At 49.8% G+C, this 23,286-nt stretch carries 20 protein-coding genes; all 20 read left to right on the plus strand.

Translation table 11 applies throughout. The annotated features are described in order from the left end of the window. Positions 1-501: 501 nt before the first annotated feature. The 20 genes from ACFFSY_RS03485 (at position 502) to ACFFSY_RS03580 (ending at position 23,042) form a co-directional block, all read left to right on the plus strand. A complete protein-coding gene (locus ACFFSY_RS03485) occupies positions 502-819 on the plus strand; it encodes a helix-turn-helix transcriptional regulator (RefSeq protein WP_377489945.1) in 318 nt (105 codons plus the stop codon). Continuing rightward, positions 819-2,000: an SPFH domain-containing protein gene (locus tag ACFFSY_RS03490; protein WP_377489948.1), complete on the plus strand. Its 1,182-nt coding sequence runs from the start codon at positions 819-821 to the stop codon at positions 1,998-2,000. The genes ACFFSY_RS03485 and ACFFSY_RS03490 overlap by 1 nt, the downstream gene beginning before the upstream one ends. A 142-nt stretch (positions 2,001-2,142) precedes the next feature. Then, positions 2,143-2,604 (plus strand): tetratricopeptide repeat protein, encoded by a 462-nt coding sequence (locus ACFFSY_RS03495; protein ID WP_377489951.1) that lies wholly within the window; start codon positions 2,143-2,145, stop codon positions 2,602-2,604. A gap of 25 nt (positions 2,605-2,629) precedes the next feature. Next, positions 2,630-3,385, plus strand: a complete 756-nt coding sequence (locus tag ACFFSY_RS03500) for a hypothetical protein (protein WP_377489953.1) — start codon at positions 2,630-2,632, stop codon at positions 3,383-3,385. Positions 3,386-3,879: 494 nt separating this feature from the next. Further along, positions 3,880-4,665, plus strand: a complete 786-nt coding sequence (locus ACFFSY_RS03505) for a hypothetical protein (RefSeq protein ID WP_377489956.1) — start codon at positions 3,880-3,882, stop codon at positions 4,663-4,665. A 92-nt stretch (positions 4,666-4,757) separates the two neighbouring features. Next, a complete protein-coding gene (essC, locus tag ACFFSY_RS03510; RefSeq protein ID WP_377489959.1) occupies positions 4,758-9,452 on the plus strand; it encodes a type VII secretion protein EssC in 4,695 nt (1,564 codons plus the stop codon). Between the two features lie 14 nt (positions 9,453-9,466). Then, positions 9,467-10,282: a hypothetical protein gene (locus tag ACFFSY_RS03515; protein ID WP_377489962.1), complete on the plus strand. Its 816-nt coding sequence runs from the start codon at positions 9,467-9,469 to the stop codon at positions 10,280-10,282. A gap of 31 nt (positions 10,283-10,313) precedes the next feature. Continuing rightward, positions 10,314-10,568 carry a ubiquitin family protein gene (locus tag ACFFSY_RS03520; RefSeq protein WP_377489965.1) on the plus strand — a complete coding sequence of 85 codons (255 nt, stop codon included), beginning with the start codon at positions 10,314-10,316 and terminating at the stop codon, positions 10,566-10,568. A 15-nt stretch (positions 10,569-10,583) separates the two neighbouring features. Next, on the plus strand, positions 10,584-10,886 hold the full coding sequence (locus ACFFSY_RS03525) for a WXG100 family type VII secretion target (RefSeq protein ID WP_377489968.1): 303 nt from the start codon (positions 10,584-10,586) through the stop codon (positions 10,884-10,886). Between the two features lie 52 nt (positions 10,887-10,938). Next, on the plus strand, positions 10,939-11,250 hold the full coding sequence (locus ACFFSY_RS03530) for a WXG100 family type VII secretion target (protein ID WP_377489971.1): 312 nt from the start codon (positions 10,939-10,941) through the stop codon (positions 11,248-11,250). A gap of 28 nt (positions 11,251-11,278) precedes the next feature. Next, positions 11,279-11,584: a WXG100 family type VII secretion target gene (locus ACFFSY_RS03535; protein WP_377489974.1), complete on the plus strand. Its 306-nt coding sequence runs from the start codon at positions 11,279-11,281 to the stop codon at positions 11,582-11,584. A 97-nt stretch (positions 11,585-11,681) separates the two neighbouring features. Further along, a complete protein-coding gene (locus tag ACFFSY_RS03540; protein ID WP_377489977.1) occupies positions 11,682-12,740 on the plus strand; it encodes a hypothetical protein in 1,059 nt (352 codons plus the stop codon). Between the two features lie 286 nt (positions 12,741-13,026). Further along, a complete protein-coding gene (locus ACFFSY_RS03545; protein ID WP_377489980.1) occupies positions 13,027-13,299 on the plus strand; it encodes a DUF4176 domain-containing protein in 273 nt (90 codons plus the stop codon). Positions 13,300-13,310: 11 nt separating this feature from the next. Next, positions 13,311-14,216 (plus strand): PP2C family protein-serine/threonine phosphatase, encoded by a 906-nt coding sequence (locus tag ACFFSY_RS03550; protein WP_377489983.1) that lies wholly within the window; start codon positions 13,311-13,313, stop codon positions 14,214-14,216. A 15-nt stretch (positions 14,217-14,231) separates the two neighbouring features. Further along, positions 14,232-16,154 (plus strand): serine/threonine protein kinase, encoded by a 1,923-nt coding sequence (locus ACFFSY_RS03555; protein ID WP_377489986.1) that lies wholly within the window; start codon positions 14,232-14,234, stop codon positions 16,152-16,154. 389 nt (positions 16,155-16,543) lie between these two features. Beyond that, positions 16,544-16,750 (plus strand): hypothetical protein, encoded by a 207-nt coding sequence (locus ACFFSY_RS03560; protein WP_377489989.1) that lies wholly within the window; start codon positions 16,544-16,546, stop codon positions 16,748-16,750. 476 nt (positions 16,751-17,226) lie between these two features. Then, the gene (locus ACFFSY_RS03565; protein ID WP_377489992.1) at positions 17,227-21,654 is read left to right on the plus strand and encodes a S8 family serine peptidase; all 4,428 of its coding nucleotides are present in this window, start codon (positions 17,227-17,229) and stop codon (positions 21,652-21,654) included. A 333-nt stretch (positions 21,655-21,987) separates the two neighbouring features. Then, positions 21,988-22,221 carry a DNA-binding protein gene (locus tag ACFFSY_RS03570; RefSeq protein ID WP_377489995.1) on the plus strand — a complete coding sequence of 78 codons (234 nt, stop codon included), beginning with the start codon at positions 21,988-21,990 and terminating at the stop codon, positions 22,219-22,221. A 279-nt stretch (positions 22,222-22,500) separates the two neighbouring features. Beyond that, positions 22,501-22,701 carry a cold-shock protein gene (locus tag ACFFSY_RS03575; protein WP_119597437.1) on the plus strand — a complete coding sequence of 67 codons (201 nt, stop codon included), beginning with the start codon at positions 22,501-22,503 and terminating at the stop codon, positions 22,699-22,701. A 98-nt stretch (positions 22,702-22,799) separates the two neighbouring features. Further along, positions 22,800-23,042, plus strand: a complete 243-nt coding sequence (locus tag ACFFSY_RS03580; RefSeq protein WP_377489998.1) for a cold-shock protein — start codon at positions 22,800-22,802, stop codon at positions 23,040-23,042. Positions 23,043-23,286 lie beyond the last annotated feature (244 nt).

A 23,286-nucleotide genomic window follows, 5' to 3' on the forward strand; every position in this document is an offset into this window, starting at 1 on the left:
GTGCGAGGCTCCAGATCGTTACTTATTGGAATGAACAATAAAAAGGTTGCGTTCGTCATTTGATCGGGTTGGATATTTGCAAGTGCGAAAACCAATCACCTATTATCTGAAGAACATGCGACCGCGTAGTGGATGAAGCAACCAAAAGTATGAAAATACGGGGGGGGTGCCAACATCATCTTATTGATGACGTTTGGGACACCCCCTTTTCGTTGTCTTTGCATGAAATTGGAAGTAGGCTCAAAGTAGTCCTATAGTCAACATTTTCTGCTGCGTACATGGCAATGGATTTTTAGTGTTAACCTTAACTGAGGATAATAGTTGAAGATCCCACTACTATGTCATAGGAACTATCCTAAACAGGATGCAACGCTCGAAAAATGTTAAATTAAAAATCATTTTGTCAAAATTAGCCTTTACAATCTCCTTATTTTTTACTATATTGATATAGCGGTAGGCTATATTTACTATAAATAAAGGAAGGGGTAGGTCGATATAACTATGCCAAAGGAACTTGATACGGAAACGAAAGCGGCCTTGATTAAAAATCTGACCGAGAACCTTCCTGTATTAAGGGCGAAGTTAGGAGTAACTCAAGCGGAGCTTGCGGCAAGAGTCGGCGTTAGCAGACAGACGATCATTTCGATTGAAATGGGAAAAAGGGCCATGTCGTGGGGGACCTTCGTTGCATTAACATTACTATTCCTTCGAAATGAATCGACGAAAGTGCTTCTACCCGTAGTAAAAGTTTATACAAGGGAATTAGACAGCTTCTTTCGCTTCGGATCTGAGGAGAACATACAAGAAGGTGATCAATAATGTCGCTAATCGATCGTATTAAGTTCGATGGGCCCGAACATGGAGAACCTTGGCTGGTCTATAAATATCCTGGTGAAGATTTTGCTCTTGGTTCCCAGTTGATTGTAAATCAAAGTCAAGAAGCCCTCTTTTTCAAAGGGGGAGAGGCGCTCGATCTGTTTGGACCTGGTACATTTACGCTTAAGACTGGCAACTTGCCGTTGTTGGATAAACTCGTTAATTTACCTTTCGGCGGAGATACACCATTCTCGGCAGAAGTTTACTTTATCAACAAGACGGCACGTCTTGACCTGCGTTGGGGCACTATGACTCCATTCCCTGTAGAGGATCCGAAATATGGAGTTTTATTGTCTGTCAGGGCTTTCGGTCAATATGGCGTTACAATTTCCGATCCGCGAATGTTTGTGACGCGCATGATTGGCGCGGCCAAAGGCGGCAGTATGACCGACTATGGTATTATCGCTCGATATTTTGAAGGAATCATCAATACGAGAATTAAAGAAATAGTTTCGAACTATATGATTAGAAAGCGGATTTCTTTCCTAGAGATCACGACCTATATCGGCGAGCTGTCCGAGGTTTGCACGCTTGCCATCAATGAAGAGTTTGAGCGATTTGGCGTGGAACTGCTGAATTTCTACATAGAATCTGTCAATGTACCGAAAGAAGATACGGTTAAGCTAAAGGACTTGAAGGAGAAGCGGGCCGAGCTGAATATCTTGGGCGAAGATTATTACCGTAGAAGATCCTTCGATGTGATGGAAAAGCTGGCAGACAACCCTGGCAGCGGTGGAATGGCCAATGCTGCGATGGGTATAGGAATGGGGTTTAGCGCTGGAGCTGCTGCAGGCGACGCCTTCGCGCAGTTGGGGGCCAATCTCATGCCATCCCATCCCGTTCCTATGGGACAACCAGGCTTTGCGTCAGTCCAACAAGGCGTACAACAAGAACGTTGCCGCAAGTGTGGAGAACATAGCCCGAAAGGATCGCGTTTCTGTGGAAGCTGCGGGGAGAAATTCGAACTCGGCACCCCATGTCCTAGCTGTAATCATCTTGTTGCCGCGGGAATGAAATTTTGTGGATCCTGCGGAACTGCTGTAGGAAATAGGATGTGCACAGGGTGCGGAAGCGAGGTTCCCACAGCGAGCGCATTCTGCGGAAATTGCGGAACGAAGCAATAACGGGGAGGTGATAAGGATTAGCGCAAACATAGTTATTATCAACGAATGTCCGCAATGCGGCGCTCCAGCTTCCTTGGAGAGCAATATCTGTCTTTACTGCAAAGCCGAATTTATAGTTAGGACATTTGGAAGTCTAAACGCTATGGATAGGACTGGCATTGACAAGTATATTGCAGTTTATAAGAGGGCGGTATTAGCGGATCCAGGCAATAATGAGGTCACGACGGCCTTGGGCATGTGTTATCTAAAGCTGGGACTCTATGATTATGCGCAAAAGTTTTTTGGGAAGGCGATTGAACAAATGGTAGACGTTAGCGACGTTTACTTTTATGGAGCGATTAGCCTCTTGAAGGGAAAACGGCCATTCGTTGCTACGCTCCCAGTCATTCGAAGGGCGGAGGAACTGCTTGAGGCGGCGGCTAGTCTAAACCCTACCGATGGAAAGATTTATTACACCCACGCGGTTATTAAACAGGATTACTATCACAAGAAGTTTATCAATACTTCGCCAAGTTCGAATGAATTGTTTCAACAGGCAGCCCAGACGGTCATTAGTGATGAAGATATCGACATCATCGAACGGTACATGTCTGTTCGGGTATAAACTAAATATTTGGGGGAAAAGACAAATGGCAACGGTTGATCGCAAGCTGGTTAAAAATTATTTCACGAGAGTTTTTCCGAAATGGGCTATTCTCTTGGCTATTGTCGGGATTCTTGTTCTTATGGGTAGCCCGGTATTCGGCATTATTCTGCTGGCCATCGCTGGCGCAGGTATGTACTTTCAGTACTTCGGAAAGACAGCCGCGACGGATCAGCAAGTCGATGAAGCGATCAGAATAGATTGCCAAGCCGCGATTGAACGCGGACGGGACAAGGTTGGCATCGTTGCCGAGATGGAATTGAAAGAGCCCATCCTGATTACAGGCGCTTACTACAAGTATGTGAACAAAGACACGAAACTGATGTACAAACGGGGGGCTGATGGGAAATTGCGGTTTTCTCTAGGCCAAGTCACGGTCTTCTACATTACCGAACATCAAGTATATTGCTATACTCGCATTGTAGATTTTACGAATGGCGATACCTTCTCCGAAACGACGGATGAGTACTTCTATCGTGACATTGTATCTGTTGCGACATTGTCCGAGAAAGTTCAAATTACGGATTCCAAAGGTAACCCGGTTTTCAATAAGAAAACAAAAGAACAAGAAATTCACGATGTTGAAGTGTTCAAACTTACGACTTCAGGCGGTACGTCGATTTCCGCTTATATCCAAGACCGTACAGCTATGAAAGAGAGAAAAGGAAGTATGGATATTTCTAAAGTAGAAGAGCAAATCAAGGCGATGAGAAATATCTTGCGCGAGAAAAAGGTAGGCTAATCGTGCTGTCTTAATAAGTGGAACAAACGTATCGGAGACACGGCTTGGGAAAAACCTTGCCAGATCAATTGAAACATCACTCCGTGATCGTATGGCGCAAGGTGTGCAAATGGTTTACTGTCGCTATGGAGTACATAGCGACAGTAAACAAAATGCATATCGCGGATCATACCAGAGCGCCAATCCTTCTCTATTTTTATGGATCCGATTGCCTTTGCTTCGCGTTTTTCTCTCACTTCTCGGCATTCCCTATATAATCGGCAGTTGGGTAGGCGACGGATACAATGTTGCCCCTATGAACGCTTCTTGCTGTCCTTTTATGTAATTTTATTGAAAAAATACAAACTAATCCTAGTTCTGAGGTTTTGAGAATGTGGGTTGCGTGCGGACATGAGAATAGATTGAACAGGTTACAAGAAGAAAAATTCCTTAGCCCTGTGGTAAGGACTTGATTGACATCATGATTTTGCTTGGTGACTTGGAGGGGTATCTGCATGAACGGACAGACAATGGATCGTAATGTCGTCAAGAAATACTTTTATGGCACGAAGTGGCCACTGATGCTGGGGATATTCGGGTCTATCCTAATGCTTATTATGGGTATGGGGCTGCGAGGGGTTGTCATTGTTATTGTCGCTGCCGTGATTTGGTCTCTCGTAGAGAAATATGGCGTGAAAGGGAGCCAGGAGCAGGCGGTAGATGCCTGCATTGAAGCGGATCTTAGCAATTTCTCAGAGCGGGCGTTGACGAAACTGGGTCTGGTCAGCGAGCAAATCAGTCTTATTACCCCGATTAAAGTACTGGGGCCCTACTATGACTATAAGGAGCCCAAGCCAGGTAGCCTATTCTCATGGATCAAAGCCATTTTTATTCGCTTGTTTATCCATCAGCCCAAGCTGATTTTTAAATATGGCAGCGATGACCGGGTCCGTTATTCCCTGATTCAGGCCCATGTCTTCTTATTCAGTGAATCACAAATCTATGTCTACGAAATTTGCTATGATCCTTGCAACGGTGAAATATTCGAGGAATCTACTGCCGAGTACTTCTACCGCGATGTGGACTGTGTCATCACGGGCGAGAAGACGGAACGGATCTTGTCCAAACGAAAGCTCATCAACAAGAAGTTCGAATACTTCAAGGTGATTGTAACTTCAGGAACCTCGACACATGCGGTTGCCGATGGCGAAACCTCCATCTTAGCTACTCAGGTCATGGCCATGCGCAACCTTATCCGCAGCAAGAAGGAAGAGTTATCATCCGGTAACAGCCAGATCTAACCGCATTCTGCGATTAAACCTGACTGGTCGAACCCAAAGGTGGCCCGGTCGCTGGCTGATCCGAATCTAGTTCGTTTAAGTGGAGTGATGACATGTCTGACTTGCTGATTGCTTTATTCATTGACGATACGGTCAAGGAATTTAAATTAAGCACGCTGCTTAGCAGAACAACGGGAACGATTATGGACAGGGATGTTCTGGAAAGCAGAGCCGAATTGATTCTGCCGCTCTATAAGGTTGGCAGCGAATGGGTGATTCGAACACCGGAGGCCCGTAAGGTTGAGATTTCCGTCAACAGTGAAAAAGTCAAGGAAAAAACCATCGCACACGGCGATTACATTACCGTATCGCATCTGGATACGCAGGTCGAATACAGCATGCTGATTACCGATGTCAGCCGATGCGGATTGCATTTTCATAAATACAAACTGGAACCAAGCAAGCCCGTCTTTATTGGTCGGTTGCCGGAGAGCGATATTTATTTCAATTTGAACAATAGCGTTTCCCGGAAACACGCCGCGATTAGGCTGGACGCTGAGGGCGGAGCGCACATCGAAGATTTGTCCGGTAAGACGGGCATCTATGTCAATGGTAAGCGGGTAAGCTCTTCCAAACTATCAGCAGGTGACATCATCTATATTGTCGGTTTGAAAATTATTTACCTCGATCATTATATCGCGGTTAGCAGCCTTATTGCCGGGACTACATTAAGTCCTCTCAAGCCTGAATACCGGCAGAGGCTTGATATGGAATCCCGTTCTGAGGCGGGCTACTTTACCCGGTCTCCGAGAATTATGAAGACGTTGGAATCAGGCGTGTTTGAGATTGATCCGCCGCCAACGTTGAATAAAGCAGGGAAGATGCCGCTTCTTTTCACGCTAGGTCCTTCGATGACGATGATGGTGGCCATGCTGGTAAGTCTCAGCGTCACCATTTCCAATGCTTCATCCGGATCGTCCGTGGTTGCCAGCGCAGCCATGACGGTCAGCATGCTTACGGGTGCTATACTATGGCCGATCCTGATCAATCGTTACCAACTGCGTGTGGAGAAAGCAGAGTTGCAGTACCGTGAGCAGCGCTATCTCGAATATCTGGGGAAACAAAAGAAGGCTTTGGAGGAGAAATATCAGCGCAACCGGCGGATTTTAAATGAAACGTTGTTCCCGGGCCCGGACACGGTCGCAGGCTTCCTGCGGAAACAGGGCAGTCAGCGACGATTATGGGAGCGCACGCCGGAGGATGGAGATTTTCTGGCCGTTCGGTTAGGAATAGGCGAAGACGACTTTCAAGTCGTCGTCTCGGTTCCCAAGCAGGGATTCGTGCTTGATGAGGATCCGCTGGCCGAAGAGCCGATGAAAATCGCATCGCAATTCGCCAAGTTGCAGGAGGTGCCGATCGCCATATCACTGAAGGAGAACCGGACGATCGGGCTTATTGGTGAATGGGATCGCATCCTGAACAATACGAAGGCGATGGCGCTGCACTTGGCTGGTCTTCACGCCCCCGACGAAGTGAAGCTTGTTCTGATTTACAATGAGAAGACAAGCCAACATTTCGAATGGGCGAGAGAGCTTCCGCATGTCTGGAGCACCGACCGCTCCCTTCGGCATATCGCAACAAATCGCCATGAGGTACACCAACTCTTCCATACGCTGGATGAAACGCTTAAGGAACGAGAAGCGGAGGAGAATCGGAAAGCCCGGGGCTCGCTTCCGCACTATGTATTTATCATTGCTGATGAGAAACTTGTCGAGGGTGAGCCTTTGATGCGGTATATCGGAAATCCTCGAAATCAAGTAGGTGTAACGGGCGTATTTGTCTATGGCGCCATCTCCAGGCTGCCCAAAGAGTGTGAAGCCATTATTCAAAATGAGACCGACTGCGGCATCTATTACAAAAATAAATTCAACAATCGTTTTCTTCCTTTCACGCCGGATGAAGTATCGGACGATTTACTGCTCGATTTTTCACGGGGCTTGTCCCGCCTTTCCATCAAGACGGAGTATGCTCAGTTAAGCGTGCCGGAGCGTGTATCGTTCTTGGGCATGTACAGGGCTGGCAACATTGAGGAATTGAATATCGAAGGGCTGTGGGAAGAGAACCTCTCGTATAAATCACTTGCGGCGCCAATTGGCATAAAGGCTGGCGGAGAAGTGTTTAACCTGGATATTCATGAAAACTATCATGGATCGCATGGACTCGTCGCCGGAATGACCGGATCGGGCAAAAGTGAATTTTTGCAAGCTTATATCATCTCGGCAGCTATTAATTATCACCCTCACGATCTATCCTTTGTGCTCATTGATTATAAGGGCGGAGGCATGGCCAACATTTTTGACGGCATGCCGCATATCGCTGGCAAAATTACCAACTTGTCCGGCAGTCAGCTGAATCGGTCGCTTATATCGATTAAGGCCGAGTTGAACCGTCGACAGCTGTTGTTCAATGAGTACAACGTCAACCATATCGATAAGTACCAGAAGATGTACAAGGAAGGCAGAGCTGCAACGCCTCTTCCGCATCTTGTCCTTATATCCGATGAATTCGCGCAGCTGAAAACGCAGCAGCCCGAATTCATGAAGGAACTGATCGATGTTGCGCAGATTGGTCGAAGCCTTGGCATTCATCTTATTCTTGCCACGCAAAAGCCATCAGGCGTTGTAGATGATCAAATTTGGAGCAACTCGAAATTTAGAATCTGCTTGAAAGTGTTGGATAAATACGACAGCAACGAAATGATCAAAAAGCCTGATGCCGCAATGATCAAGCTGCCTGGCCGGTGTTACGTTCAGGTTGGCTACGATGAGGTTTACGAATATATTCAATCCGGATACAGCGGTCTGGATTATGCTCCGCTGCCAGGCTATATCGACGAAGATGAGCTTACGGTCAGCATGATTGACAGTACGGCTGCATTAATGAGAAGCGCTAAAACCGATACAAGCGGAACGGCCAGCGGACAGTCCCAACTTGAGGCTCTAATTCATGAAATCATCTCGATTGCGGAGCGAAACAGTATTCCATCGCTTCCGTTGTGGCTGGAGCCGCTTAAGGAGGAGTTGGCGCTTGACGAGCTGGAGCGGCAGCCGGGATTCGACGGAGTAGGTTGGCCAGATAGGGAGCTGCGGCTTGAGGCCACTGTCGGCATGGCCGATTTCCCGAAGAGTCAGCAGCAGCTTCCCCTCAGCATCAATTTGCTGAAGGACGGTCATGTTGTTCTGTACGGGGCGTCCGGAACGGGCAAGACGACCTTCCTGCAAACGCTGATCTACAGTCTGGCCGAATCGTGCAGTCCCGAGAATATTCATGTCCACATTCTCGATTTTGGCGGAAGAACGCTTGGGTATTTCGCTGAGCTGCCTCATTGTTTGGGCGTCGCCTATGCGGACGATGAGGTGCAAGTAGAGGCAGCAATTGAGGGGCTAATCAAGGCGATGGAGCAAAGAAAGCGGTTGTTCGCCGAACACGGTACAGGTTCCTATGAGGGGTATTGCAGAGGGACGAAGAACAAGCTGCCGGCTATCGTGCTCGTACTGGATAACTATAGCGGCTTCAAGGAGCGGTATCATGACTTGGAGGATCAGCTGGTCAAAATTGCGAGCAACGGGAAAACGTACGGAATTTATTTGATCATAACGGGTAACAGCAAGGGCGCGATCTACTACAGAATTACCGAGCATGTCTCCAACTTCCTGACGTTGCGGATGAACGATAGTTTCCATTACCGAGAGATTCTGAATACATCATCAATACCGATCGAGCCTGATAACGTAAGGGGAAGAGGCTTGGCAATTGCCGGGGACGTTGTCGAATTTCAGACGGCGCTCGTCGTCAAGGCCGAGAACGAAATGGAGCGGATTTCGTACATTCGGGATCGAATCGCAGCTTACAATGAGGCCTGGGAGGGTCCGCGGGCAGGATTGGCGCAAGCCATGCTCATCGAACAAGTGGCTGCGGCCGCTTCCGAACGAGCCGCTGAGACAACTACGTTGCCTGCACGCATGCCCCGGTTACCAAGAAAGGCAGGATTGCCGTTATTGGAGATAAACGAACATATGCTGATGGCGGGGGTTCAAGCAAGCAGCGGCAGACCGCATGGACTGGAGCTTCAGAATCTGCATACGTTCTTCATTGCCAGCCACGAGGAGAATTCTCATCCTGCACATCTCATGCAGATGATAAGAGATGCGGCAGAGCAGCCGAACAGGCAGCTGGTGCTGATTGATCGATCAAGCCGGGAACTGGCTGAGAGCTATAGCGAGGCCGTGAGGAGGGGGAGGTATCTGACCACCGCCGCAGATGTCGATGCCTTTACCGACGAACTTGAGTCCCTCATGGATGTGCGGCTGGCCGACTATCGGCATATCCGAGAGAATGCCGTATCGGAGGAAACGGTATACGGCTGGATGCAAAAGCATGAGGCGTTGTTTATATTCATCAACGGTTTTAATGATTTCTACGACATGATTTCGGATGAAGCTGCGGAGAAGTGGGCGCAGCTGATACCGGCGGCCCGAGGACTCAATATTTATATCGTGACTTCAGGACAGCTCGACAAACTGGCGCCTTACAATGCTACCGAATTGTATATGTATCTAGTACGTGCCAACAAGGGGATTTTGATAGAGATACCAGTCCACTCGCAGCATATTTTTGACTTCCCGAACATGACTCATCACGAGCGTACCAAGCTCCTTCCTGCAGGCTATGGCTACTTGGTGGACGGGGACCAGTATGATGAAATTAAATGCCGCGCTAGTTTGGGAGAAAGGGGAAGCCATGCGTGAGTAAGAGGGGACCTTTGGAAGTGAATTTTTCGCTCGAAGAATTCATTATACTCTGCTTCGTACTTGGAGCGGACACGATCGTCGGCTTGGAGGATAATGCCAATCTGCTGCAATCCTCGCCCGACGAGCTGAGAGAAATCTGGTTGCGGGTTGCATCATCTTTGCAGGAGAAAAGATTTATAGGCAGTGTTGCCGAAGGTGCTGTGGAGATCGATGCGGGAATCCACACGTTAATCTCGGCGTGTGCCTGGCCGAAGCGTGTGCTTCGTACGCAGATAACGAATAGCGGGAGTGCAGGCCTGATCCAGACCAACTATTATTTCCATGAAGCGGGAATTGTCGTAATCACGCAGAACGCGCAGGCAGAGGGGCAGCTGACTGTTAGGTATCTAGATGATATTGAGGAAGCCTTGCAGATTCTCCAAGGTCAACTTGAGGGAATCTCGGCTCCGCTTGAGGAGGAGGCGTCCACTCATCCGGTGTCCGTTTCGCTGGATCGTACGCAATACTACGACTTTCTGTCGCCTGTCTATATGAGGAATGCGGGGAAAGCAGCCCGGGTGCTTCATGGAGCCGGACTGGAGGAGAGCTTCGCGCTTGATGCCGCGCAGGGTTTTGTCGGCAGGGAACGGTTTATCTCGCTAAGCCAGTGGCTGCCGGAAGGAGACACAGCCGTTGAGCTGTCCATGTGTTATATCGCGGAGGCCGGCTGCTGGGTCATCGAGATGCCTGATCAAGCCGATTGCGTAATCCGGCTTACCCGGCAGTCCTTTGCAGCCATCAAGCAGGCTTGCAATCATATCTTCGGGGAGACCCCGATGGCGGAGTAAGGCGAATAAGGCGGATGAAGGGAGAGAAGGCATGTCTTCCAAAATAAATATTTCGGTCTTTGTTCCTTCCGTAGGACAGAATCACGAATTTATCGTACCCGGCGAAATGACGACAGATAAAGTTCTATCGCTAATTGCCAATCTGCTAGCCGAAGAGTATCAAGGGATATCGAGCAACCCATCCCAACTTTGGCTGTACGATCGCAGCACCCTCGACGTGCTGGACCCCAGTCTGACCTTTAGACAGCTGGGGGTCAGGAATGGAAGCAAATTGATGCTGGCATAGGAGGTGAGGCAATGCATGGAACTTCGCATTAATTACGCTCAGGTGATCCGCCAGTCGAATGAATGCCGTGAGCTGGCTAATCAGTTAAGGAAAGAAATTACGGCGCTGGATAACTTCATGGGGCAGATCAAACTCAACTGGCAAGGCCAAGCCGCCGAAGCGTATTTGAAGCAATGTGAGCTGTTGAAGGAGCAATTAACGGCCTCTAGCAAAAAAGTGGAGCATGTATCCGGCACAATCAGGGATGTCGCAGACCGGATAAAACGTGAAGATGAAGCTGCCGCCGAACGTGCCCAAAGGCTGTCTCAGGGTAAATAAGCGACTGTCAATTCCTATAAATCATTTATTGGACTGGGAAGGGGAAATAGAAATGGCAAACAAGGCAATGCGCGTGGAGACAACAACGCTCAAGAAATCGGCTGAGTTCATTGAAGACAAAACAGCTAAATATGAGGCGGAATACAACAAAATATACACGGAGATCGAAAATCTGCGGGTATCCTGGTCAGGCCAATCGAGCGACGCACTGAATAAGCAGCTGGCAGGGTACAAGAACGATTTTCAAGAGCTTGCAAAGGTGTTGAAGGAGTATGCCAAACACCTCAAAACGACGGCCGAGAAAATTGAGAAGACAGAAGAGTCGCTGAAAAACGCCGCTAGCAAATTAAACGCAGGCCGTTAAACAAACGAAAAAGGAGAGCTGAACAACGATGGCATCTATTAAAGTGAATTCGACCGTTATGCGGGACAAGTCCGAAAGTCTTAAGGGCATTGCGAAATCCATTCAAGGGTTTACGTCTGAAATGACAAACGAGATTAACCGGCTGCGTTCAACCTGGGAAGGTGAAGTGGCGGAGACGACGGTTAAAAAGTTCAACGAACTGAAGGATGATTTCCAAAGCCGCTTCGATACCATTAACCAGTACGCGGAATTTCTGAAGAGCGCGGCTGACGAATGGGATCGGGTCAATCAGGAAAATTTGCAGTCCGCTGAAAGCCAGCGCAGCGACGCTTAATAGGGTTACTTTTGAAAATTGCATCTTCCCTTCTTTCAGGAATGATGCAATTTTCTTTCTTTACGGAACCTTCACGGCATAACTTTGAGGTGATTGTTTGACGTTACTATATGTGGATCGCGGGAAGCTGCGGGGAAATGCGGATACGGTCAAGAAGATCGGGGGCAAGGTGAAAACGATCGGCTCGGATTTGGCCGAAATCGGAAGAAACCTCGACTGGGATATTCGCTCGAAAGAACAAATTGACCGAATCATCAAGACCGTTACAGCAGACCTTGAAGAACAGACGGGCATTTTACAGCGGATGGAGAGCTTTCTGGCTGAAGCCATTCAAGCCTACGATAAGCTGGATGAGGGTCAAATGCAGAAGCTTGATGGCATTCTGACGGGGACGACCATTACGCCGGGCAACCGCAATGACTTGAGTGATATTTTTAAATGGTTTGCAGGGAGCCCTTTCCTGCCGATCCTTATCTCTAATCCTCAGCTGAGGGCGGCTTTGTTAAGTCAACAAGTGACCCAAAGCAATCTGTTGAACGCTCGAAGCGATGCTGGGGCTTCGGCGGGTCAGGCCGAGTCAGGGGGCAAAAGCAGCTCAGCGACAGCTCAACCTGGTTATGAGCTGAGCGATACTGGCGTGGATGCTTACCTTGCAAAAGCGGTGGCAAGCGATGAAGAAGGAATCGCCCAGGGAGAAGCGAGCGCGCATGCCGGCAGAGCTGCGGCCGAATATGAATATGAGACTTCCCTGTGGACGGACGAGAACAAATTTAACCCGGCTATCAGTGTAGGCGCCGGCGCACGTGTAAGTGCCGGAGAAGCGGAGGCATCCGGCTCGATCGGCAATGACAAGGTAGCAGTTACCGGGGGAGCAAAGGCGAACGTATTGTCTGCTGAAGCGGATGCTGGGGTAGAGTTCAACATCGCGAAAGGCGAAGTAAATGCGCATGCCGGTGCGCATGCCTCGGTAGTATCCGGTGAACTTAGCACCGGATTTCAGGTGCTTGGTTATGAGATTGAGCTTACTGGCTCAGGCCATGCGGTCGGTGTTGGTGCACAAGCCGAGATAGGCCGCGATAACGGCAAATTCAAAATAGGGGCCAAGGCATCCGCATTTTTGGGCTTGGGCTTCGAGGTGTCGATTGGGAAAAAATAACCGCAACTATTATCAGGTTAGTCTAAGTTTTCGCGAAATCATATACGTTCTTTTTGCCCGCAAAAAATGTCCGCACTGCGGCATGAAATTGAAAAGAACCACCACACAGGAGTTCATCGATACAGGTAGAAAAGGATTCAGTACCTTTTTGGATACGCGTAGCGAGGATGTCAACATCAATGAAATTACGGTGCTATACACGTGTGCAGGCTGCGGAACGGTATTTCCGATTCAGGATTTAACTCGCTAGCCGATGTATGCACCAGATCTAACTGGAGGTTCACTTATGAAAGAATTGCTGCCTAACGGGTCGGTGGTACTGTTGAAGAACAGCACCAAGAAAATCATGATTACGGGCCGGTTACAACGAGAAACGGGTGTAGAGGACCAGATTTGGGATTACTGTGCTTGCTTGTATCCAGAGGGCATTCTTAATCCCGACCAATCGTTCCTGTTCCAGCATGAACAAATTGAAAGAGTATATTTCATTGGCTTTCAGGATGAAGAGGAACTTGCGTTTCGTGAATTTTTGAAGCAGAAGATGAGTGAACGGCTGTAGGGGGCCGTCGCATGCTCAAAGTTCGACAAATGAGCAATCGCTACCGGTTCAAGGCAGCTGTCCTTTCTCATATAGGGACTGTCCGTTCGAATCATGAAGACAATTATTTGTTTGGTCATGAGCGCATGATTGATGAAGGAATGCAGCAGCGAATCAAGCCGTCCAAAGACCCCTTCGACGCGGTTACCTACGTGCAGGAGCGGTGCGACTTCTCCGGGAATAAGGCCTTGTTTGCCGTAAGTGACGGAATGGGCGGCCATCAGTCTGGCGAAGCGGCGAGCCGAATGGCGATTACGGGTTTACGTCGAGGGTTACATCGAATTCTGGAAGCGGGTGGACTGCAGAAGGCCGTCAATTGCTATCAGAACCTGCTTAGCCAAATCAATCAGGATATCTGTGCCCAGGCACGGCATACCCCTGCCATGCAGGATATGGGGGCCACCTTGACGACACTGATTGTAGCAGAGGATGGCATAGCCGCCGTCAATCTTGGGGATAGCCGAATCTACCATTTTGATGGTCAGGCATTGAGGCTGGTTACGCGGGATCATACCGAGGGTCAGAGGCTGCTCGATCTCAAGCTGCTGACGGCTGCCGAATTAAGCGGGTTTAAGTCCCGGAAAGTGCTGAATCGGTACTTGGGCATGGATGCGTCATCCTTGACGTTTAAAGGAGAGCCCAGTTTGCTGCCTGTGGGTACCCGCAGGTCGTGGTTTCTGCTCTGCAGTGACGGGTTGACCGATATGGTTCCGGATTACGTGATCGAGCTGCTGCTTCGGCGCAACTATGATAACGGCCGGCTGCAGGAGGCTGTGAAATCATTGGTAAAGGCGGCGGTAACAGGCATTAATGGAGAAACGGGAGGGTTCGACAACGTCACGGCGATGATTGTTGAAGTCACTCCTGGATTTACTTAAGCAAGGAGAATGACGATGGCCAATACAGGACAACTATCAGGACAAACGTTATTGGGCTACCAAGTCGGCGACAAGATAGGCGAAGGCGGTTTCGGCACAGTTTATCGCGTATCCAAGCGAAATCAAAGCGGCGAGTATGTATATGCGTTGAAGCATATTACGCTTCCTAGCGAAAGCCAATATCACGACGTGCTTAGCTCAATGGGCGGGGACTATACGAAGGCCGACAACTATTTTCAGTCTGTTCTCTCCGATATTATGCACGAGATCAACATATTGAGTTCCCTTACGGAGAAGGACAGCAGCCACATTGTCATTTATTACGACAACGAAATCGAGAAACAAGAGAATCCGTTAAGATACGATATCTACATTCGTATGGAGTATATGACGCCACTTACCTCGCATATCAGGACGCGTGAGATGAGGGTGTCGGATGTCATCGAGCTTGGGCTGAACATTCTCTCGGCCTTGGAAGTATGCCATTCCAATCAAATTATCCATCGGGATATTAAGGATGATAATATTTTTGTTAACCGGGATGGGAAGTACAAGCTTGGCGACTTCGGCGTAGCCAAGCTGCTCAAGGATTCGTCAAGAGCTGCATCCGTAAAGGGGACGCCGGCCTATATTGCCCCGGAAGTTTATCTCGGCAAAGAGAAATACAACAACGCGGTAGACTTGTATTCGCTCGGCATCGTCCTTTACAAGATGCTTAATTTTTCGCGCATCCCTTTTTTGCCGGACTTTCCGGATCATTATGAGATGGAAGACGTCGACATCGCGATCGGCAAAAGGCTGGCAGGCGAGATTCCGGAATTGCCGGTCAACGCTCCTCAAGAACTGGGCCATGTTCTCGTAAAAGCGATCTCTTCGCCGCTAGAGCGTTTCCAAGATGCCCGCTCCTTCAAGGAGGCATTGTTGAACGTTCGGCATAGGCTTTCTGCCAATGAGCTTAAAAGGGTCATTAATCAGCATATTCTTCAGGCACCCGCCGGTTCCGCCGATTCAAGAGGCTCGGAAGGGAAGCCTTCAATGACGCCGAATATGCGTGACTATGAAGCAACCGTGGGCGCAGGTGCGAGGAATTCTGAAGCGGAACCGGTATTGATGGGCGGCGGGCAAGAGAAGCAAGAGAAGCAAGAGGATTACCGGAATTTGTTTGCCACCGAAGGTGTCAGGCCAGCACCGCGTTCTCCGAAGCCCGTTCTGAACGACGAAATGCGGCTTCAAATCGACCCTGCTGCAAGGCTTAATGCATTACAAACGGCGGGCCAGAGTACTCGCCAGGTTATTACTCCGGTGTCCAAGAGGGACTTCATCTGGATGATTTATAGCGCTCCGCTTGTCGTGATCCTGCTCGCGGCTATACTTTTTTATGCCGTTGTGCCAGGCATTGCGGGGGACGTTGTTTCAATCCTTACATTAATGACCGGCGATATCAGGGAGATTCCCGGAGTAGAGATCGCAGTCAAATTCTTCAGTCTAAAAATGATGCTGATTCGGATCACCTTCTATCTGCTTTTTATTAGCTTTATTGTAACGCTGTTCATGGCAGGTAAGCAGCTGCAGAAGAAGAGGGAACCCGATTCCGAGGGGGCTGTGTTGCGGGGAAGACAGGCCTACATCAAAATTGTCGAAGTGGGTATCTTCTTAGATGAGGCCGCTGTACGTATTGAGGCAAATGATATTGTGGCCATCAAGCAAAAACTGAAGCGGATTGAGGAGCAACTGAAGATTGAAACTGATTTTGGCTGTGGTGACAGTCAAGTGACAGAGTGTGAGAACGAGATCACAGAAAAGCTGCAATCACTACTTGCGTGCATAAAAGGCATCGCAGTAGATCAGTATTATAATCGGAATCTCCAAGTGATTGAACAATTAATACATAGTATTTCGAGCTTATTAAGAGTACGAAGGGAATTGTCGAGGAAATAATCATCCGCTATACAGCGAGAACATGAATTGCAGGAGACTCCCCGGGAGCGTCGCTCTCGCTTTATGGGGCGTTTTAAAAGCCTGCAAACTTTGGCCGTTTCTTCTAAATGTCCGTCTCCCTTGGTATGAGAATATCATTGAGTTTGTGGAGAACGATTTCTTGCCCAAGACGAAATTCTATACATGTATGTCGGTGAGACTGCTCGTCTCCACCATGTAATCCGCTACCGCATGAGGTAGTGGATTTTTGCTTTTCCGGCCCATGCAGTTTTCTGCCTCACTTCTGTGACAGCTACTTTTTTTCCCTGAAGCTAATAGTGAACTGTAACGCTTGTGTCGACCGATAAAATTTCATAAGGACTTTTTCATAACATTGGAGTGGGCTAATAATGAAGATTGCTACCTGGCTTAAAGGGATGAGCGGCGTATTTATCGTGCTGCCCTGGCCGGAATTAGTGTCTATAGCCTTCAACAGAGAAAGTGGCCTGGCAAGTTTGTCGGCGGTTAGCGAACAAATGGCGGCAGGCTCTGAAGACATTGCGGTATCCGTCTCCGAAATGGCCACGATCGCCGAAGAATCGCTTTTAAAGCCGTGAACGATATGACGGCAAAGCAAAGCTCTTTAGTTCAGGAAGTCGCTTCGCTTACGGACTTGCTTAGCAAAGATTCTCAAAGCTTGGAAGCCCTCGTAATGAAGTTTAAAGTGTAAAATCAATAGCAGTCTCAATAACACGCGGCGGCAATTGTAGATTTGCATCATTCCCACGGTTCGCCTCCGCCATAAAATCCAGTCCGAATGAGGACTGGGTTTTATGTTTGTTCTAGGTCGATTGGCCCCTTAGGATAATTACAAAAACGTCTCAATCACAGCCGCAACCTACTCTCCGTTCCTTTACCCATCTATACTTCCACGGCCTCTTCTGCGTCAACCGCGCGCAAAGTATTTTTAGTTTCTATTAATTTCTTGTCAGACCCTACCGAAAGAACTAGTAGAGAAACTCATTTCCTTCTAAAGTATTGCAAATGAAGTTATCTCATTCAACCGAGATGGTCAGAGAGGGAGTTGGCACAAGTGGGTAGTCGGAAGATCAGTCATCAAATCATCTCAGCTTCCTTAGCGACGTTGCTTGCGAGCGGGGTAGCGATTCCGTATAACGCCATGGCAGCATCGCCGAGTGAAATCGCTGCCAGCGGGACGACGGTATCGTTCTCGCCGATCAAAAAGACAGGGTTTATCTCCAAGGGGATCGATACATCTACATCGGAGCCGGTCCGCGTGATCGTCACGCTAACCGCCGAGCCCGGCGCGGTTGGTCTGTATGGGCGTTCGATGGGCATTACGACGATGTCGGAGCAGTCTGCTGAAGCGGCTGCGGACAGTCAGCAGGATTCGTTCATTGGAACGGCGGAAGACAATGGCCTAGATATGACGGTGAATGAGCAGTTCAATACCGTCCTTAACGGAATGGAGGTCACTATTCCGGCCGATCAAATCCCGGCTCTGGCCGCACTGCCGGGCGTTGCCTCCGTGTATGAGAATCTGACCTATTACAGCATCCCGAATGTGACGGCGGACGGGGGCGGCGATCTCCCGCTGTATTACGACAATCTGCCGCTCGAGCAGATCGGCGTTGACAAGGCATGGGCCGCCGGGTTGACCGGCGCCGGATTAAAGGTAGGCGTCATCGATACTGGCGTCGACTATGACCATCCGGACCTGCAGGGCGCGTATGCTGGGGGATACGACGCATTTTTCCAAGATGAAGATCCCTATGAAGAGATTCCGGACCCAGCTGCCCAAAACGCGGGTACCTCCCACGGCACACATGTTTCAGGCACGATCGTCGGTCAAGCGAACAATGTCAATGCGGAGTTTGCACAGCGTGGTATAGCGCCCGGCGCGGACTTATACGTCTATAAAGTACTCGGCTTTGATGCCGTCACGAAAAAATCGTCCGGATCTTCCGCTCAGGTCATCGCCGGCATTGAGCATGCCGTTGAAGACGGAATGGACGTCATCAATCTGTCGCTGGGATCCGATGCGGAGAAAGACGTGAACACGCCGGATGCCATCGCCATTAATAACGCGGTGTTAGCGGGTGTTGTCGCTGTTGTCGCAAATGGCAATGCAGGCGATAGCGCACCTTACTACTATACAATGGGTTCGCCTGCCTCCTCGCAGCTCGCGATTTCCGTAGGTGCGGCAACAACGGCCATCCAGTCCTCCTCGGTCGAAACGACCGCGACGCTTGCGGCAGATCCGTTTACGCTGAAGCTGATGGCGTGGAAGACGGGAGAGGACGTTGCCGAGTACTTGGGTAGCGACCCGATCGACGGGGTGTACGTGGGCATCGGTGACGATGCTGATTATCAGGGGATCGACATCACCGGTAAAGTCGCGTTGGTCTCCCGGGGGAATCTCTCGTTCGTAGAGAAAATCGCCAAAGCCAAGGCGCATGGCGCCAAGGCGGTTATTCTGTTCAACGGCATCAATAGCGCTAACGGAAGCGTGAATCTGAGCGAAAGCATCAGCGGCCGGGACGGCTACATGAGTAACGTGCTTGCCGACGATCTCTCTTATATTCCGATGTTCGATATGTCCGGAACACAGGGGCGTGCATTGGCCAGGGCCGTCCTGAACGATCCGGGTACGCCGCTTCAGTTCGCGTTCGGCACCTTCATCCCGTACGAAGCCTTGAAGGGAGACCAGATGGCCAGCTTTAGTTCCCGCGGCCCGGACTCCGATGCGAATTACAGCATTAAACCGGATATCGTAGCACCGGGGAATTCGATTTTTTCTACGTATCCCGCCTACGGCGGCAACTATGACGAGGCCTATGCCCGCTTGAGCGGTACCAGTATGGCAACTCCGCACGTGACGGGGCTGGCCCTGCTGCTGAAGCAGCTGCATCCGGAATGGACGCCGTTCGATATCCGCGCGGCGCTTGCCAATACCGCAACGACCATGACGGACGGCGATGGCAAACCATACGATGTCTACTCGCAGGGCGCGGGCCGCGTCGACGTATCCCGCGCGATCGACACGCCAGCCTTGCTCGAGACGGTAGACGAGATCACGATTCTGGATCCCAACTTGCATGAGAAGACGGTCGTGAACAACGGCTCTTCCGCCAGCTTCGGCATGATGGCCCCAGGCAGCGACGTGAAGACCGAACAGCTGGTGCTGAAGAACTTCTCCGATGACGCCGTCACTTACACCGCGTCCATCAAGATGCATAGCAATCTGTCGGATGCGCTCTCGCCATTTATAGAGGCAGACGCTGGCGGTCTTGTTGTCCAAGTAGAAGGATTGAATGAAGATGACACGATTACGGCAGAGGCGCAGCAAAATAAAGCGTTGGCGCTCAAGGTTCAGCCGACCCTGACTGCACAACCCGGCATGTACGAAGGCGAAATCGTGCTGACAAGCAATTCGGACGATCCGGCGCTTCATCTGCCGTTCGTCGTCCATGTCGGAGACGAGCGGGCCAGCAATGGCTTCGGTGTACAGGATGTCTCGGCTTCGCCGATTGCCATCTCGCCGAATGATGACGGCTATCAAGACGCGACCGATGTATCCTTCAAATTGACGGCCAGCAATATCAACTACATCGAGATGAATGCGTATGGCCTGGACGATAAGCTCATCGGCACGCTATATGCGGAGCAGCAGTTCGATGATAATGGGAACCTTAAGGTTTTGGAGCCGAAGGCGTATGCCTTCCCCATTACGAATGAATATATCGACGGTGAGACCGATGCCGACGATAACTTGATCGTGAAGCATTTGAAGCCGGGCCAATATAAACTAGAAGTGCTGGCAGTGGCAAATTATAATCCGGTAATAGGATCGTACAGCAATATCTACTATGCTTACGGGCTCTATAAGGTCGAGTCGGAAGGCGAAGCGGCGCTGGCGCTCGCGGCGAAGAACCTGGTGACTTCCGCTGCCGTCAATGTGACCCAGATTAACAACAAAGTCTTGACGTTCCCGGCGACTACGGGACTGACGTATTCGGTCACGGCAAGCAGTCGACCGGACTATATTAAGGATAACGTGCTGCTGAAGCGCCCTGCTTCCAGCGAATCGGACCTGCCGGTTACGCTTACCGCGCGTGTAGCGCTAACGGCCGATACGAAAAACTACCTTCAGGTTGATGTACCGGTCACGGTGCCGAAGAATACGGTGACGGAGAACTCCGGTGGCGGGTTTGTCGGTACACCATCACCACCATCACCAACACCATCACCATCACCATCACCTGAATCAACGGGAAGCAAGCTGAACCCATCGGTACCGGCCGTTGTCGCGCAAGGGCAGCAGCAATCGAACGTGACGGTCGCGACGGAGCCCAAATCGTCTGCGATCAACGTAACCGTCAGCGATGACAATCTGAAGACGGCGCTGGAGAAGGCAGGCAAATCGCCGACGGCGTTCGTGATGGCCGTGGAGAACAAGGAGAACCTGGAGGCGAACTTTACCCTGAGCGCTTCTCAGACTCAGCAGCTCGCCAAGGCGCCGACCGGAAGCTCGCTTATCGTCAATAATGGAGATTCCTCGGTTGCCATTCCATCTTCGGTGATGAGCCATGTGCCTGCCGGTGCGGGCGTACAGGTATCGGTTAAGCCGGAGAAAGAGAAGTCCTCGATCTTCGCCATCGGCGCGAACGACAAGGTCGTGGGCGATCCAATCGCGTTTGAACTATACGTTCTAAATGGCTCTTCAACGACGCCGCTAACGCTGCCTGGCAGCCAGCGGGTTGTGCGTTCCTTTACCGTTCCGGGAACGATATCGGCGAATACGGCCGGCGTTCTGTATGAAGAGGATGGTCGAGTATCGCCGGTTGCTTCGGTGTTGACTCCACAGAGTAACGGGACTACGATCGTAACGGTGTCGCGTCCTGGCTTCTCGACGTATACGCTGGTCAGCCGTGACGTCAGCTTTACGGATATCGATCGCAGCTGGGCCAAATCGCAGATTGAGGCCATGGCTCGCAAGCTGATCGTCAACGGCACGAGCGAGACGCTCTTCTCTCCGAAGAAGAACGTGACGCGCGCTGAATATGCAGCGATGATCTCCCGTGCACTTGGCCTTAATCCGTCGGCCGACGTGACGCTCTCGGATGTACGAACGTCCGACTGGTATGCGAATGAGGTTACGGCGGCTTATGCTGCGGGTATTGTGACTGGCGATGGTGCCGGACACTTTAATCCGAATGGCATTATTACGCGCGAGCAGATGAGCACGATGCTGGCACGCGCCATGACGCTCTTGGGCGTGCAGCCGTCTATGAGCCAGCCGTCCCATACGACTTACCAAGATGTTTCCGGTTTCTCCAGCTATGCGAGAAATAGCATCGAGGCCGTAACGGCAGCAGGCATTATGCAAGGCGAAAGCATTAACGGCGTCACCTACTTCCATGCTGACGCAGCGGTGACGCGCGATATGGCGACGGTTGCCCTGTATAAGCTGCTTAAGCAAGCCAAGCTGACCGACTAATGATTGTCTAATGTTCGCCATGAGTCCCTCTCCGACTAGACGGTTGGAGAGGGACTCTTTTGTTATGCGTGCCAACCAAGCGGATCCATTATTTTGAGATACGGAATGGACAAGCGCAAGAGGAGATGACGTCATGTAGGGCAAGCTCGTCACATGTCGGGGTTACTGCAGACCGATCCGGAGGGCGTGGGCCTACACGATTATGGTTATTTAACCGGTATTTCCCCCACGGAATAAGATTTATCTATCCGGGGAAATGCAATAACATGTTTTTGCCTAAAGCTATGTTATAATGGGTGTTCCGTTCGATTAGGAAAGGAGAGGAAACCAGCTATGAACTCTTTTGAAGACTGGAATCTGAAAGTAAAAAGGACGTTTAATGCAACGAGCATCGAAGAAGTATTAACGGTTACCGAGGCGGGGGCCCTTCTTGGTCTTTCCAAAGACCAAATGAAAGTATTCGTGGATAAAAATAAACTAACGAAAGTCCCGATCATGAGAAGCGTCCATAGATACCTACTGCTAAAGCATGAAATCGACGACATCGTAAAGAATGGGGTCTCTTAGATAAGACGCGCCCTCCGTATATGGGTAGCAGCCAATGCGGGGTGGGAGCTTCTACGAAGTGGGGGTTTATTCTTGAGGAAGCAATAACCAGGCCATACTAGCTCTGTAATAATTGCTATTGAGGGGAAAACGTGATAAGATTAGGTTATTGGAATTTTGACCTGAATTCACATATCGCAGAGGGTTAATGTTTTGATTGCGTCTTTTAACCTTGTGCAATATGTGAATTTTTTATTTGTAGCTGAATAAGAAGGTCATGTAAATTATGGAGGTGTTTCTATGCAAACAGGAACCGTGAAATGGTTTAACGCAGAAAAAGGCTTTGGTTTCATCGAGGTAGAAGGCGGCGGAGACGTATTCGTGCATTTCAGCGCGATCGTCGGCGACGGCTTCAAATCGTTAGATGAAGGCCAGCGTGTAGAGTTTAACGTTGTTCAGGGTAACCGTGGACAGCAAGCGGAGAACGTCGTAAAACTGTAAATGCTTTTTTCGAATCCCCGAACCTATTGTTTGGGGATTTTATTTTACAAGCGACGAGGCAGGCAGGTCAGCCAGATTAATTTGAGGGGGATGGTCCCATGAGTGCTTGGAATAAACCGCTGGAAAATTTGCCGGAAGAACTGACAATGATCTGGTCCTGTACGAATACAGGCTGCAAGGGCTGGATGAGAGACAATTTCTCCTTTAAAGAAGTTCCCGTATGCTCGCAATGTAAATCGCCGATGGTGAGCAGCGAGCGAAACCTGCCTATTTTGATGTCGTCGGATACGCAAGTGAAACAATTTAGACGGAATCAGCAAAAAGCAAAAGCGGCGGAGTAACGTCGCCAGCATGGAAAATCCACAACCGGGTGAGGTTGTGGATTTTAGTTTGCTCACGTATTAGTTCCCATATCGAAGAAGACGAGGGGGGACAAAATGATTCGAACCAAACGGAACGGATATGCTTCCATTGCCCCTGATTCTATAATGAGCGATGCGCAAGGGAATGCCTATTTCCTCGATAACGGTGGGCGCCTATACTCCGTTGACCCGAACGGTAACGAGCGTTTCATCGTGCTTAGCT

Source organism: Paenibacillus aurantiacus (assembly GCF_042431225.1).
Taxonomy (GTDB): Bacteria; Bacillota; Bacilli; order Paenibacillales; family Paenibacillaceae; genus Paenibacillus_Z; species Paenibacillus_Z aurantiacus.

Excerpts from the sequence above, each read along its gene's own strand:
- ACFFSY_RS03495 (WP_377489951.1), top strand. The coding sequence starts at position 2,143 with ATGGATAGGACTGGCATTGACAAGTATATTGCAGTTTATAAGAGGGCG.
- ACFFSY_RS03490 (WP_377489948.1), top strand. The coding sequence starts at position 819 with ATGTCGCTAATCGATCGTATTAAGTTCGATGGGCCCGAACATGGAGAA.
- ACFFSY_RS03530 (WP_377489971.1), top strand. The coding sequence starts at position 10,939 with ATGGCAAACAAGGCAATGCGCGTGGAGACAACAACGCTCAAGAAATCG.
- ACFFSY_RS03555 (WP_377489986.1), top strand. The coding sequence starts at position 14,232 with ATGGCCAATACAGGACAACTATCAGGACAAACGTTATTGGGCTACCAA.
- ACFFSY_RS03535 (WP_377489974.1), top strand. The coding sequence starts at position 11,279 with ATGGCATCTATTAAAGTGAATTCGACCGTTATGCGGGACAAGTCCGAA.
- ACFFSY_RS03570 (WP_377489995.1), top strand. The coding sequence starts at position 21,988 with ATGAACTCTTTTGAAGACTGGAATCTGAAAGTAAAAAGGACGTTTAAT.
- ACFFSY_RS03520 (WP_377489965.1), top strand. The coding sequence starts at position 10,314 with ATGTCTTCCAAAATAAATATTTCGGTCTTTGTTCCTTCCGTAGGACAG.
- ACFFSY_RS03580 (WP_377489998.1), top strand. The coding sequence starts at position 22,800 with ATGAGTGCTTGGAATAAACCGCTGGAAAATTTGCCGGAAGAACTGACA.
- ACFFSY_RS03500 (WP_377489953.1), top strand. The coding sequence starts at position 2,630 with ATGGCAACGGTTGATCGCAAGCTGGTTAAAAATTATTTCACGAGAGTT.
- essC (WP_377489959.1), top strand. The coding sequence starts at position 4,758 with ATGTCTGACTTGCTGATTGCTTTATTCATTGACGATACGGTCAAGGAA.
- ACFFSY_RS03545 (WP_377489980.1), top strand. The coding sequence starts at position 13,027 with ATGAAAGAATTGCTGCCTAACGGGTCGGTGGTACTGTTGAAGAACAGC.
- ACFFSY_RS03485 (WP_377489945.1), top strand. The coding sequence starts at position 502 with ATGCCAAAGGAACTTGATACGGAAACGAAAGCGGCCTTGATTAAAAAT.
- ACFFSY_RS03575 (WP_119597437.1), top strand. The coding sequence starts at position 22,501 with ATGCAAACAGGAACCGTGAAATGGTTTAACGCAGAAAAAGGCTTTGGT.
- ACFFSY_RS03550 (WP_377489983.1), top strand. The coding sequence starts at position 13,311 with ATGCTCAAAGTTCGACAAATGAGCAATCGCTACCGGTTCAAGGCAGCT.
- ACFFSY_RS03560 (WP_377489989.1), top strand. The coding sequence starts at position 16,544 with ATGAAGATTGCTACCTGGCTTAAAGGGATGAGCGGCGTATTTATCGTG.
- ACFFSY_RS03505 (WP_377489956.1), top strand. The coding sequence starts at position 3,880 with ATGAACGGACAGACAATGGATCGTAATGTCGTCAAGAAATACTTTTAT.
- ACFFSY_RS03525 (WP_377489968.1), top strand. The coding sequence starts at position 10,584 with ATGGAACTTCGCATTAATTACGCTCAGGTGATCCGCCAGTCGAATGAA.